General features: G+C 49.1%; 12 protein-coding genes. 6 read left to right on the top strand and 6 right to left on the bottom strand.

From position 1 onward, the window contains the following. Together VN105_RS21550 and VN105_RS21545 are read left to right on the top strand one after the other, a co-directional pair. Positions 1-1,082, top strand: a 1,082-nt coding sequence (locus tag VN105_RS21550) for a helix-turn-helix domain-containing protein (protein WP_325644076.1), incomplete at its 5' end; no start/stop codon positions are given. Positions 1,083-1,157: 75 nt separating this feature from the next. Further along, the gene (locus VN105_RS21545) at positions 1,158-2,327 is read left to right on the top strand and encodes a serine hydrolase domain-containing protein (RefSeq protein ID WP_325644074.1); all 1,170 of its coding nucleotides are present in this window, start codon (positions 1,158-1,160) and stop codon (positions 2,325-2,327) included. Positions 2,328-2,338: 11 nt separating this feature from the next. Here VN105_RS21545 and msrB read toward each other — a convergent pair whose 3' ends face one another. Further along, a complete protein-coding gene (gene msrB / locus VN105_RS21540; protein ID WP_325644072.1) occupies positions 2,339-2,857 on the bottom strand; it encodes a peptide-methionine (R)-S-oxide reductase MsrB in 519 nt (172 codons plus the stop codon). Between the two features lie 174 nt (positions 2,858-3,031). On the opposite strand from msrB, the gene VN105_RS21535 reads away from it, so the two are divergent. Next, the gene (locus VN105_RS21535; RefSeq protein ID WP_325644070.1) at positions 3,032-4,168 is read left to right on the top strand and encodes a lactonase family protein; all 1,137 of its coding nucleotides are present in this window, start codon (positions 3,032-3,034) and stop codon (positions 4,166-4,168) included. Here VN105_RS21535 and VN105_RS21530 read toward each other — a convergent pair. The 4 genes from VN105_RS21530 to VN105_RS21515 form a co-directional block, all read right to left on the bottom strand. Further along, positions 4,149-5,270: a glycosyltransferase family 2 protein gene (locus VN105_RS21530; protein WP_325644068.1), complete on the bottom strand. Its 1,122-nt coding sequence runs from the start codon at positions 5,268-5,270 to the stop codon at positions 4,149-4,151. The genes VN105_RS21535 and VN105_RS21530 overlap by 20 nt on opposite strands. A gap of 38 nt (positions 5,271-5,308) precedes the next feature. Then, positions 5,309-6,067 carry a glycosyltransferase family 2 protein gene (locus VN105_RS21525; RefSeq protein ID WP_325644066.1) on the bottom strand — a complete coding sequence of 253 codons (759 nt, stop codon included), beginning with the start codon at positions 6,065-6,067 and terminating at the stop codon, positions 5,309-5,311. A gap of 140 nt (positions 6,068-6,207) precedes the next feature. Next, positions 6,208-7,869 carry a lectin gene (locus VN105_RS21520; protein ID WP_325644064.1) on the bottom strand — a complete coding sequence of 554 codons (1,662 nt, stop codon included), beginning with the start codon at positions 7,867-7,869 and terminating at the stop codon, positions 6,208-6,210. 207 nt (positions 7,870-8,076) lie between these two features. Further along, positions 8,077-8,721, bottom strand: a complete 645-nt coding sequence (locus VN105_RS21515; protein ID WP_325644062.1) for an HAD family hydrolase — start codon at positions 8,719-8,721, stop codon at positions 8,077-8,079. Between the two features lie 81 nt (positions 8,722-8,802). Here VN105_RS21515 and VN105_RS21510 point away from each other — a divergent pair, with 81 nt between their 5' ends. The 3 genes from VN105_RS21510 to VN105_RS21500 all read left to right on the top strand — a co-directional run bounded on the left by VN105_RS21510 (position 8,803) and on the right by VN105_RS21500 (position 13,817). Next, positions 8,803-9,858, top strand: coding sequence for a serine hydrolase domain-containing protein (locus tag VN105_RS21510; protein ID WP_325644060.1), 1,056 nt, complete (start codon positions 8,803-8,805; stop codon positions 9,856-9,858). A 459-nt stretch (positions 9,859-10,317) separates the two neighbouring features. Continuing rightward, positions 10,318-12,663, top strand: a complete 2,346-nt coding sequence (locus tag VN105_RS21505) for a glycoside hydrolase family 95 protein (RefSeq protein WP_325644058.1) — start codon at positions 10,318-10,320, stop codon at positions 12,661-12,663. Next, positions 12,660-13,817: an SGNH/GDSL hydrolase family protein gene (locus tag VN105_RS21500; protein WP_325644056.1), complete on the top strand. Its 1,158-nt coding sequence runs from the start codon at positions 12,660-12,662 to the stop codon at positions 13,815-13,817. The genes VN105_RS21505 and VN105_RS21500 overlap by 4 nt, the downstream gene beginning before the upstream one ends. Positions 13,818-13,819: 2 nt before the next feature. Here the strand turns inward: VN105_RS21500 and VN105_RS21495 are convergent. Continuing rightward, positions 13,820-14,007 (bottom strand): AraC family transcriptional regulator (locus tag VN105_RS21495; RefSeq protein ID WP_325644054.1); only part of this gene is annotated, 188 nt, incomplete at its 5' end.

The raw sequence follows: 14,007 nt of genomic DNA, 5'->3' as shown, positions 1-14,007 counted from the left end.
TTGTAAGCGGCCTGCTGTTCTTTTCTACCAGGAAAAGGAGCGCCAACCGCTTCCTGGCGGCGCTGATCTTCTTGCTCAGCATGGCCAGTTTTTGTTTAAGCGGCGAATACCATCAATGGTTTGGCTTCCGGTGGCTGAGCTTTCTTGCACAACTGGCGCCGCTTATTGTTGTTATGCCCATAGGACCGCTGATGTATTTCTACATACAATCTTTCACCGATCCGGCATTTACACTCACTCCGCAACGGCGTAGGCAATTCTGGCCGGTGGTGATCGACTTCGGCGCGCCTGCTGCGGCTATTATTTATGTAGCAGGCGTGGTCCTGGGCGTATTAAAGAAACATCCGCAGCCATGGGTCATCTTCATAGATACCTACAATGTATATTCAGATATTCCCCGGTGGATATCACTCGCCATTTACACCGGGTTATCCTTTAAATTCCTGGCGGCGTATAAACGAAGCAATGCCCCCGGCGCGGGCCTGCGCTGGCTGCAGCAGCTCACCTGGTTATTTGCCGGCTTCGCCGCCATATGGCTGGTGTACCTGGTGCCGTATGTGATTCCCCGTTATACGGATGTAATGCTTGATAAATTCGACTGGTACCCCATTTATGTGCCCATTACCATCCTGATCTACTGGCTGGGAATTAAAGGCTATATTATTTCTTACCAGGAACTGGTGACTGCAAAAAAGACGGAAACCGTATTGCCGGAATCCACCACTGCGCCGGCGGTAGCGTTGCTGCAAAAGGCCATGGAAGAAGATCAGCTGTACCTGAATGCGGCGCTTACCCTGCAAATGGTGGCGCAACATACCGGGCTGCCGCCTAAAACCATTTCTGCAGTATTGAATCAACATCTGCATAAAAATTTCAATGAGTATGTAAACGGCTACCGCATTAATCTCTTTAAAGAAAAACTGTTACAGGTAGATGCAGAACAGCTTACCTTCACGGGTATTGCATACGACTGCGGTTTTTCATCGCCCGCCACTTTCCAGCGGGTATTCAAACAGCTCACCGGTATGTCGCCTTCCAAATTCAGGAAAAACGCTCCCGAAACGCAGAAATCCACGTTTTAATATGTCTCAAATCCGGATATGAGTAGGTAACTATCCGTTAAACAGGGAGTTTTGCGATCAAAACCAATAACCCGGATGACACATCGTTCCACTTTCTCTTCCTTCCTCTTTTTGGGGATCGCCTTATTTTTATTTGCCTGCCACAGCAGCCGGCGGGCCGTCAACAAGCTACCCGTCACTTCCCGCGACGCCGTATGGAGTGCAGAAAGAATAGACCATCTTGAAAAGAAACTGGAACATCTCCGGGAAAAATATCATATCCCCGGTATTTCGGCAGGCGTGGTAAATGAAAGACAACTGGCCTGGAAAAAAGGCTTTGGTTATGCCAACCTGGAAAACAAAACCGTGCCCGATGAAAATACGGTGTACCAGGTAGCTTCTGTTACCAAAACTTTTGGCTCCATTATTCTCATGCAACAGGTACAGGCCGGAAAGGTAAGCCTGGATGATCCTATCAGTAAATACAAGATCAATCTCGGCGCCCGCTGGGGCAGCGATCCCAGGATCAGGGTAAAACACTTGCTTACCCATACTGCCGCGGGCAGCATGTTTAACAGTTACAAACCGGGTTATGTATTCCGGTATAACGGCAGCTGGTATCACGAACTGGGAAAAGTAATTGCGCAATCATCCGGGCATCCCTTCGGTGAACTGCTGATGGAACAGATCATCAGGCCGTTATCACTGAAAAATACGGTACCCAGTACGGACGACAGCCTCAATTTTGCACGAACAGGTTATAATAAAGACTCGTTTATGCGGCAGGTAGCCAGGCCGTACGACTGGAAAAACAAGCAGCTGCAACCCGTTACTTTCAAATACGGTTTTGGTCCGGCTGCGGGGATCATGAGCAATGTGGCCGACCTGGCGGTGTATTCCAATGCTATTGACGACCGGAAATTCCTTGCAGACAGCACCTGGGAGAAAGTATTTACGCCTTATGTGAATCCTAAAGGCAAAACCATCCAGTATGGGCTGGGCTGGTTTGTAACCTATTATAAAGGTCTGAAGGTAATGTGGCATACCGGCTGGTGGACCGGCTATTCTGCCTTATTTGTAAAGATCCCTCAACGTGATCTTACGTTTATCATCCTGGCTAATTCACAGGATCTGAGCCGGCCTTTTTATCATATTGTGCACCCTTTGCCAGGCATAGGGATGTTTAATCCTTTCCGGCGCAACCTGAAAAAGAAGCTGGTGGCTTCTGCATTCGGCGCCGCTTTCCTGGATCATTTCCTGGAGTGAAGCGCCGGTTTTTAATGGGCGCCGGGATCCGGTTCAAAATCCAGCGATATGGAGTTCATACAAAACCGTTTATGCGTAGGAGGGGGGCCATCATCAAAAATATGACCCAGGTGGGAGCCGCAACGCTCACAGATCACTTCTGTCCTTTGCATACCCAGGGAATTGTCTTCCTTGTAAATAACGCTGTTGGCCTTCAGCGGCTCAAAAAAGCTGGGCCATCCGCAGCTGCTGGCAAATTTGGCATCTGACCTGAATAAAGGATTGCCGCAAACTGCGCAGTAATAGCTGCCTTTTACATCGGCATCCCAGTACTTGCCGGTAAATGCCCGTTCCGTAGCGCTTTCGCGGGCTACGGCATAAAGATCCGGCGGCAGTATTCTTTTCCATTCAGCATTGGTAATATGCAGTTTTCGCGTATCCGTTCTGGAATAGTAAGGATTTTTCACTGGCACTTGTTTATTGTTGCTGTTCTGGCTGTGGCAGGCCATCTGCGTAGCCAGGATCAGTGTTAAAAGGAATATTATTCTCATCTCGCAAAAAAATACTGGTGAATAATACGGTTATACAAAATTACCGCTTTAAATCGGTAATAAGGACTGTTGTAATGTTAGACGGGGATATAGTTGTTTCCTTACAAAGTTTGCTGTTTTTTTTCAGGAGATAATTATCTTACAGGATACCTTCATGCTTAAATCATCATCACATTGTTACGAAAACTATTTTTTGCCTTTGTTATTACGTTTTTCAGTGGCTTTATAGCCCATGCGCAGCAGTATTACCTCTTTGCAGGCAGTTATAACCGCGATAAAGAAAAAGACGGGGTATACCTGTACCGGTTTGACTATCAAACGGGCGCCCTGCAGCAGGTAGCTGCCACCAAAGGGATCCTTAACCCTTCTTTTCTCACCTTATCGCCCAACGGGAAATATATTTACGCCTGCTCAGAAGCGCAAACGCCTAATGTGGGCGGCGTAAGCAGTTTCGTTTTCGATAGCATTAAAGAAACGGTAACGTTGCTCGACAGGCAGGACAGCGGCGGCGATAACCCTGCCTATGTGGGAGTGGACCCCACAGGTAAATGGCTTGTTTGCGCCAATTACAGCGGTGGCAGCCTGTCTGTATTCCCGCTTAGCGGCAACGGACATATAGCGCCCGCCAAACAAACGATTATTTTTAAAGACAGCAGCGTTATGCGAAGCCGTCAGCTTAGTTCACATATCCATGCATCGGTATTTTCTCCTGATGGACAATACGCTTTTTTCCCGGACCTCGGCGCCGATAAGATCCATACTTACCGCCTGGTACCGGGTGCTGCGAAGCCTTTACAACCGGCCACTCCGCCGTTCACACGCACTACGCCCGGCAGCGGCCCGCGGCATATCACCTTTCATCCGCGGCTGCCAATGGCTTACTGTATAGAAGAGATCAGCGGTACCGTTACGGCTTATAAATATCACAATGGTAAACTGGATAGCGTACAGCGGCTGGATGCCCACCTGGCAAAGCACCAGGACGATTACGGCGCCGCCGATATACATATCTCACCCGATGGCCGCTTTCTTTATGCGTCTACCAGGGAATCATCCAACAGCATTTTTATTTACGCTATTAACCAGCAGAACGGGCAACTGAAACAAATAGGCGTTGAATCCACACAGGGCGTTCATCCACGGAATTTCGTGATTGATCCTACCGGTAAGTTTTTGCTGGTGGCTAACCAGAAAACCGGGAATATCGTGGTGTTTAAAAGAGAACAGCAAAGCGGGCTGCTGAAGCAAACGGGCGTGCAGGTAACGTTGCCTAATCCGTCGTCCCTGCAAATCAGGGCCTACGCCAGGTAGCAATGATCAACGTGGCCAACAGGAGATATAATATCCACTTTACTATTTTGTAGGTATTGGTTTTAAAGAACACATTCTTTTTAACAGTGCCGGTATCATCAAAGCGTTCGGTGATCCTGGAAAATTCACCATGCGTGAGCTTACCCCACAATTCTCCGGTATCGTTTAGCAGTTTCAGGATGGTGGTGTGAAATATGACGGTGAAGGAACTGCCGGGTGAACGTTTCCTCAGCAGCGCTGCCGTTGCGGCCAATTCCACCGGCAGGCTGCCTATGGCAAATAACAGCAGGGGAATACTTACGCAGGGTGCAATAAATAACAGCGCCCCGCTTACTATCATGCAAAGCAATATGGTTTCGGGTGTATTGGGCAGGTTACGGTAGGTGTAGCCCGGGTTGTATTTACCCAGGCGGCTGTTGCCTATTCCATACCTGTAGGGGCGTTTGTAATTAACCCGGCCATCATCCCACCAGGGATGGGTTACGGCCGCCTCCGGCAACGATTTGAAGTTTTTCCCGTTATTATGATCGCGTACATGCAGGAAGAAATCCACATCTTCACCGCCACCGGCTTTCGGATAGCTGGCAGAGAAGCGTATATCAGCTATCGCACTTCTTTTTACCATGATGTTTGCCGTAGCGCCCCAGGTAAAAGAAGGCTTACTGGCTGCTACGGAAAAGATGCTGACATTGCCATTGGCAATAAGCGCCCTGGCAAAATCGCCGGGTGGGGGCGGCAAGTGAACAAGGCCTATAAAGCCCGTTTCATCCGGATAGTTTGCGGCGGCATCGGCGTACCTGAACAGCAGGTCGTCTGCCACCGTAACATCATCATCCAGGAAAAGGATCCAATCGCCCTGTGAAACGGATATGCCCCTGTTCCGGGTACCGGAGGCGCCCAGGTTTTTTTCATTGATGTAAAGAAATACGTGTTGGCTGTCTGCCAGTTGCCGGATACTTTCCGCAGGTACTATATCCGGGTTATCAGCCATCAGGTAAAACTTAACGTCAGCATTATCCGGCCTCGGTAAACGAAGTACCGGGAGCACATATTTTTCCTCCAGGCGAAAGGAGGGCATTACTACGTCGATGGTGAGTTTCATACTTGACAAATAACGGTAACTAAAACGAAAGCATTCCCTTAATCTTCCGGCGCCCACAGGTCTTTTTTCCCGAGCAGTTTTTGCTTGTATCGTTTCAGCAGCATACGCAGGTACATCCGCCAGCCCATTCCTTTGCGGATCAGCTGCAGTTTATCTTTTAAAAATTGTTTGTCTTTGTTACCCGATGAAAAGCCGGTCATGTTATACAGTACTACCGTCACCGGGTAATGTTGCTTTTTAAAGCTGCGATCGCCCCATACCAGGAGATTGAGGGCATAATCGGCCAGTACTTTATACCGGAGATCGTAGGCATATTTCCTGAAAACGCTTTTGGGATAAATAATTGACTGGTGGTTCATGCAATATTTAGCGAGCCGGTATTCGCTGAAGCTGCCCTGTAAAAGCGGGTATTCAACAGGCCCATCTGTACAGAAGCCGGTGCTGTTGCCATAGTAAATAGTATGATCATCGCTGAGATGTGAGGCGAGTTCGCTGAAGCCCGGCTGCAAACGGTCGTCGCTGCCCAGGAAATAAACCCAGTTTCCGCTTGCCATTGCTGTGCCTTTGTTTAACGCATCATAGATGCCTTTATCCGGTTCACTCACCCATTTCACCAGAGGAAGACCGGCTTCCTTTACAATGGCCATGGTGTCGTCTGTACTGCCTCCATCTACAATTACTACCTCTATTCCCGCTGTTTGTGATTTAACGGACTGCAGGCATTCTCTGAGGTGCTGACCGGCATTATAAGTTGCAATAATTATACTGATCAATACATCACCGGGTCTTTCATTCATTCGTTATACTAGTTGATTACCGGGGCTAAAATTAGCGCTATTTGTTTGTTTTTTTATTTGGTTATTTGGATATTTTGTACTGATAGCCCGGCAGGTGTAACGCCATATCCAAATAACCAAATATTAAAACAGCAGGATGATTACTGGTTTACCCTGAACTTCTCTGTAGCTCCTATGCTGCTGCGATTGCAGGTCATCGGCTGTGTGCCGCCTTCGCTGGAAACATACTTGCCATTGCTGCCTTTCAGGGAAATGGTGCCATCGCTGTTGCTGATCCAATCGAACTGTTCCCAGGGACCAATAGCGGTACGGTTACAGTTCATGGCCTGGGTACCGTCTTCAGAGCATACGTAATAGCCACCGTTTACCAGCGCTACTTTACCACTGCCGGCGCTTACTACTGCAAACTGTTCCCAGCCTTGTGCTGTGGTGCGGTTGGCATTCATGGCCTGTGTACCGTTTTCACTGCATACATACAGGTTATTGGAGCTTTTGAGGGTAATGGTTTGCCCTACAGGAGCGCCTGTGCCGCCGCCTGCTACCGGAGGAGTAGGACGGGTAGCGGTTAAACCGATCTGTCCTTTCAGCATTTTACCGCCGTCGCCGGTGAGGCGCAGGTAGTAATCTGCGGAGCATACTACGCCGTCTTCATCCAGGGTAACAAAGTTGGAACCTGCGGGAATGAAGGAGGCGTTTTCTGCTGTTTTTGCGATCTGGTTACCTTCGTTGTACTCATCGAACATGGAAATGTAAATGCCTTGTGCGCCTACGCGTACCATATTGTAAAACTGGCGCCACATGAAATCGCCATGTGCGCGCTGGTGTTCCTGCAAATCGCCGGGGAGTACGCAGGGCTGGTAGTCGATCCCGTTATTGTTGCAATACGCCTGGTCGGGTGTGTTTACATTGGTAAAGAAATTATCTGCGTCAGATACATTGCCGATCCTGCCTACCATCCAGGGAGAGATCATATTCAGCGCGCTATAGGTGGCAAGGAAGCCCGGCCTGGAATCGCTGGTTTCAGTACGCCAATGGGTGGGTACACCGCCAATTACATAGCAACCCTGGTTCTTGAACCAGTTGATCACATCCAGGCATACGGCGGCCGACCAGGGGTGGTTGTTGTCGTTGAAGCCAAAGCCCCAGATACATACCACCGGCTTGCCATTCTGTTTGGCGTAGGCCGAAGAGGAAGTGTAGGCCGACATCTTGGTGGTCCAATCGGTTTTGATTTCCGATTGCATGTTGGTCCACCCGCTAACATCATACATGATGTAAAATTTGCGGCCATAGTTTTCGGCAGCCGTTTTCACCTTTGCGGTGATGGCGTCGCGTACCGGGCCTTCGGAGCCATTGGGATTAAAGCGTTGCAGCGCAGCGGCGTCGATACCGTTTTGCTGCATCCACAGGAAGTGGGTGTTTACGGTTTGGTCGTTGAAAGAGGAGAACAGTTTTGCAGGCTGACCATTTCCCAGGTTGGCCCAGGCGGTTTGGTAGGTGCTGCTGTAGTCCCTTACATCCGGCCACGACTTGATACCATTATTCGTGGAAGATGGCGAGGCGCCCCAGTTCTGGGTCCAATGCCACCAGGCATTGATAGGGGAGCCATCGCCGTTGGCGGCAAACCAGCCCTGGTAGCCTACCGTAATTTTGCCAACTACATCGCCAACGGGGGAACCGAATGCGTTGATCCCCGATTTTTTGCCATCGAGCGACTGTAACGAATTGGCGGCTTCTTTTTTTGAGCAGCCAACAGACAATGCAACAAGGGTTGCGACAAGAAGATGCAACTTGATTTTCATGTGTGGAATAATTGATAATGATTAGGAATTACTATCGGGTTTGCTACTTTGGTTTTCTTGGAACAATGCCGGGCTATGGATAATAAAACGTGGAAGTTTTCAAGTGCAATTAAGGAGAGAGGCACTAATCAGGGCATTAATAAAGGGCTAATAAACAAATTAAGGCTCACTTTTTTTTCACCCGGAGCCATAGGTGCGTGAACCGGATCAGGGAAATCCGATGTGTAATTCGCTAACCGTGTTAAATATATAATCAGGTGATGCATCCTTTAGTTCCTGCGTACTGCCGTAACCGTAGCCTACAGCAATAGCAGGAAGGCCGTTTTTCTGTGCGCCGATGATGTCGTGTTTACGGTCGCCTACCATGATAGTATCAGCTGTATTCAACTGCTGTTCAGCTAACAGGTAACGGATCAGATCCGCCTTGTCTGTTCTGGTTCCATCCAGCTCGCTGCCATATACGGCGGTAAAATAAGATTCCAGCTCAAAGTGCCGGATCACGATATCAGCAAATACCTTAGGCTTGGAAGTGGCCACAAATAACCGCCGGCCCTGTGACAGCAGCGCAGTAAGCAGTTCCGGGATACCCGCATACCGCTCATTTTCATAGATCCCTGTTACCCGGAAGTATTCCCGGTAGGCATTTACTGCTTCCCATGCCCGGGATTCAGTAAAACCGTAAAAATCCATGAACGACTGATGCAGGGGCGGACCAATAAATGATTCCAGTTGCCGAAGGTCCGGCTCAGTAATACCTGCTTTTGCCAGCGCATACTGAACAGATCTGGTAATACCGGTTTTGGGATCGGTTAAGGTGCCATCCAGGTCAAATAAAATATTGCTGTATTTCATAAGGGCTGCAATATAATTTAAAAAGAGGACGTTGAATAAGTTTGCCTTATTTCTTAGCTTACAACTGAATACAACTGTCACATGAATGATCTCTTCCGGAACTCCCTGTCCGCTGTTATTTTTATTTCCCTGCTTGCAGGTTGCACAAAAAGCGAATCCACCACTATTGTGGCCACCGGCTACAGTGATGTGGACCAGGTGTTGAGCGATTCTGTACCCACTGCTTTTAATGGAAAATGCTATGCGGTTATTCATGAAGATGGTAAACCGGTGTATGCCAGGGGATTTGGCGGTTATACCGGCAGTACCCGGCAGCTGATCGCTTCCTGCTCCAAATGGTTATCAGCCGCGGTGGTGATGAGCCTGGTGGATGAAGGTAAAATAAAGCTCACTGATACTGTTGGGAAATACCTGCCTGTTTTTACTACTTATCATAAGGGAGATATTACCATTGCGCAACTCTTCTCCCATACATCCGGTTTCCCGGGAAACTCTGCCCAGGGATATGAATCCAATGTGCTGATCACGCTCACACAGGCTGCAGAAGGTATTGCGCGGAATGTGGCGTTGCTGAATCCGCCGGGTACCGCTTTTTATTATGGCGGCGTAAGTATGCAGGTGGCCGGCCGTATCTGTGAAGTGGCATCCGGTAAAAGCTGGCAACAACTGGCAGCAGATAAAATATTCACGCCCTGTGGCATGACCGGCACCGACTATGGCCTTTCCGCCAACCCGCAGATTGCAGGCGGCGCCCGTAGCACACCGGACGATTATATGCGTTTCCTCGATATGCTCATGAACAAAGGCGTGGCCCCCAATGGTACCCGCGTACTCAGCGAAGCCGCGGTAGCAGCCATGGAAGAAAGCCAGACCGCACATGTCGCCATCGCCTATACGCCTTACCCGGCCGCATTGCTCAATACAAAAGATTTTTATGGTATCGGCAACTGGAGGGATGTAACCGCTCCCGGCGGCGTACTGGAAGAAAACAGCAGCCCTGGCCTCTTTGGCAGCCATCCCTGGATCAACCGGGGAAAAAAGCGCACCGGCTTTATCTTCACTTTTATTGCAGATAATGGCTACCTGGCCACTGTGCCCACCTGCTTAAAAGTCCGGGCGCTGGTGAGGAATAAATAAAGCAGTGTTGTCTGGTCTACGGCTAAATTACCATCCGGGCAATAAGTGGTAAAATCAATCCGCCGGTTTTGCCGCTTTTTGCCTGAATCCGCCGAAAATGGGGTGGCTCTTACGCGGCTAAGTGTATGCACAGTGTATGGGGAGTGTATGGGGAGTGTATGGGGAGTGTATGGGAAGTGTATGGGGAGTGTATGGGGAGTGTATGGAGAGTGTATGGAGAGTGTATGGAGAGTGTATGGAGAGTACCACACATAGACGACTCCTAAGTATCCGGGAAGTATCCGGGAAGTATCTGTACTGCCACTCATACCTCAACCTGAAGATACTACTTTTTAAATTTTATTTCTTTTATCATTTTACCAAACAAAGTCAAGATAGTGTTGGTAATAGTCAATTTTCAGGGAGCCTGGTTCCCCGGCTGCCTTTAATTTTGGCTGCATACAAATTCCACGAATACATATGAATAAGCAATTCTTTTCTTCCGGGTACATCAGGTTGGTGATCCTGGTGATGACAGGCATTTTGCCGTTAGCAGCCCTCGCGCAGCAACAACCACCTTTGCGGCTTTGGTATAACAGGCCCGCAAAAGTGTGGGAAGAAACTGTGCCGCTGGGCAATGGCCGCCTGGGAATGACACCGGATGGCGGCGTAAACCAGGAAAAGATTGTATTAAATGATATCACCCTCTGGTCCGGCGCCCCGCAGGACGCCAATAACTACGAAGCATACAAACAACTGCCTGCCATCCGGCAACTGCTGGCAGAAGGAAAAAATAACGAGGCCCAGGCACTCATGGATAAATCGTTTGTATGTACCGGCAAAGGCTCTGCCGACGTGCCTTTCGGTTGTTTCCAGATGCTGGGTGAATTAAACCTGCAGTTCAGCTATCCAACAACGGATAGCCCTTCCCGTTATAAAAGAGTGTTGTCGCTGAACGAGGCGGTAGCTACCACAACATATGAGGCTAACGGCGTAGCCTATACGAGAGAGTACTTTACGGATTTCAACGGGGATGTAGGTGTGATCCGCTTAACTGCCGGCAAACCCGGGCAGTTGAATATGCGGGTGGCTATCAGCCGCCCGGAAAGGGCCGCTACCCGCATGGAAGGGCAGGAGCTCCAGATGTTTGGCGAACTGAAAAGCGGTACCGCCAATCCCGGTATGAAATACCTGACAAGGGTACAGGCCAAACTGAAAAACGGGCAGCTGCTAACGGACAAGGATACACTGGTGATCAAAGATGCCACGGAAGTGGTCCTGTATGTATCTACCGCTACGGATTTCAGGAACCCGCATTACCGCGAACAAACAAAACAACTGCTGGATGCCGCCTTACATAAAAACTATGCGCAGCAGAAGCAACAGCATATAGCCGCCTTTCAGCGTTTATTCAACCGCGTTAGTATGGACCTTGGCGGCAACAACAGTGCAGACCAGGCGCCTACTGATCAGCGGATCAGTAATTTCCACAAAACGCCTGCAGCCGATAACGGTATGCCGGTGTTGTTTTATCAATATGGCCGCTATTTAACCATCAGCAGTACCCGTGTGGGATTACTGCCGCCTAATTTACAGGGTCTATGGGCCAACCAGATCCAGACACCCTGGAACGGCGACTATCACCTCGATGTAAACGTGCAGATGAACCACTGGCCGGTGGAAGTAAGCAACCTGCCGGAACTCAACCTGCCGCTGGCCGACCTGGTACACGGACTGGTAAAGCCCGGTGAAAGAACCGCCAAAGCCTATTATAATGCAGAAGGCTGGGTAGCGCATGTGATCACCAATATATGGGGCTTTACGGAACCCGGTGAAAGCGCCTCCTGGGGCGTTACCAAATCGGGCTCCGGCTGGTTATGCAATAACCTGTGGGAGCATTATGCTTTTACCAATGATAAAAAATACCTGGCAGATATATACCCGGTGTTAAAAGGCTCCGCGGAATTTTACAGCAGCATGCTGGTAAAGGATGATAAAACGGGATGGCTGGTAACATCGCCTTCTTCTTCTCCTGAAAATTCCTTTTATCTGCCCAATGGTAAAACTTCCAGCATTTGTATCGGTCCTACTATTGATAACCAGATTATCAGGGAGCTGTTCATGAATGTGATCACCGCCGCTAAAACACTGGGTAAGGATGCTGCGTTCAGCGCTACCCTGGCAGGGAAATTAAAACAGCTGCCGCCGGCAGGCAGGATAGGCAAAGACGGCCGCCTGATGGAATGGCTGGAAGAATATAAGGAGACAGAACCCACTCACCGGCATATATCCCACTTATATGGCTTGTATCCCGCTTCGCTGATCACACCTGAAGCCACCCCTGAACTGGCCGAAGCCTGTAAGAAAACACTGGATGTAAGAGGAGATGATGGTCCCAGCTGGTCTATTGCCTATAAACAAATATTCTGGGCAAGACTGCACGATGGCAACCGCGCGTTTAAGTTATTCTCTCAACTGATCAGGCCCACTTATAATACAGACATCAACTACGGCGCCGGTGGCGGCGTTTATGCCAACCTGTTTTCCGCAGGCCCTCCTTTCCAGATTGATGGTAACTTCGGCGGCGCAGCCGGACTGGCAGAAATGCTGATCCAGAGCCATGCCGGCTTTATTGACCTGCTGCCTGCATTGCCCGATGCCTGGAAGGCTTCCGGTAGTATAAAAGGAATGAAAGCAAGAGGCAATTATACGGTGGATATGACCTGGAAAAATGGCATTGTTACCAATTATAAAATACGCGGCGCCGGTAAAGTGAAACTCAGGGTGAACGGTGAAATGAAAGAGATTCAAGCAACAAAAATATGACCAGGAAAATAGCAGCACTGATACTCAGTATATTCATTACCGTTAGTGCCGTGGCACAAGAGAAATTTGTTACGCGGTATGGCCGGCTGGATAATATAAGGTATCATATCAAAACCGGTAAAAAGGCCACCATCATATTTATGGGTGGCTCTATTACCAATATGGAGGGCTGGCGCGGCAAGGTGTGCGATTATCTTACCGCCACTTACCCCGCCACGGATTTCCGTTTTATCAATGCGGGCATTCCTTCGCTGGGCAGTTTGCCGCATGCTTTCCGCTTTGCCCATGATGTATTGAGTAAAAGAAAAACTGACCTCCTATTCCTGGAAGCAGCGGTGAACGACCGGGTGAACGGCACCAATGAAGTAACGCAGCGCCGCGCCATGGAAGGGGTTATCCGTCATGCGCTGAAGGCTAATCCCCAGGTGAATATTGTGCTGATGGCTTTTGTGGATGAAGATAAAATGGCTGATTACCACGCCGGCAAAGTGCCGGTGGAAGTGCAGGTGCATGAAGATCTTGCAAAAAAATATCACCTGCCTTTTATCAATCTCGCCAAAGAAATTACTACCCGCATTGATGCCGGTGAATTTACATGGAAAGATGATTTCAAAGACCTGCATCCTTCCCCTTTCGGGCAACAGTTGTATTTTAATGCCATCAAACGTTTACTGGATGAGGATTTCGGCGCTCAGTCGCCAAAGCATTTAACATCCGCAAAATTACCCCGTGCAGCTGATCCGCTTAATTACGAAAACGGCGCTTATGGCGATATTCATGATGCGCTTAACAGGAATGGCTTTGGCATTGATGAATCGTGGGAACCATCCGACAAAGTGGGTACCCGCGAAGGATTTGTAAAAGTGCCTATGCTGGTATCCGGTACTGCGGCGGCCAGCGTGGAATATCCTTTTACCGGGCGTACTATTGGTATTGGTATCGTTTCCGGCCCGGATGCCGGTATGATCAGCTATCGTATTGATGATGGGGATGTGCAGCAGAAAGACCTGCGCACGCAGTGGAGCAAAAGTTTGTACCTGCCCTGGTATCTCATATTGGGGGATGACCTGAAGCCCGGTAAACATACACTCCATTTGCAAAAGAAGGAGGATGGCTCCGTTTGCCGCGTAGTGTATTTCCTGGTGAATCCCTGAATTTAATCAAGAGCGGTAACTTCTTTTTTATATTCCCTCGGGGTTTTACCTTTTATTTTTTTGAAGAAACGGTTGAAGTGCGTGGTATTCCGGTACCCGCACTTGTTAGATAGTTCCGTTATCGGCATTTCCTTTTCCTGCAACAGCCTGCAGGCGTACCCGATCCTTAATTCATTGACGAAATGGGTGA

Origin of the sequence: Chitinophaga sp., assembly GCF_035564935.1 — a bacterium.
GTDB lineage: Bacteria > Bacteroidota > Bacteroidia > Chitinophagales > Chitinophagaceae > Chitinophaga.
Note: the sequence above shows the minus strand (reverse complement) of the source record. Positions and strands in the feature narration are given on the sequence as shown.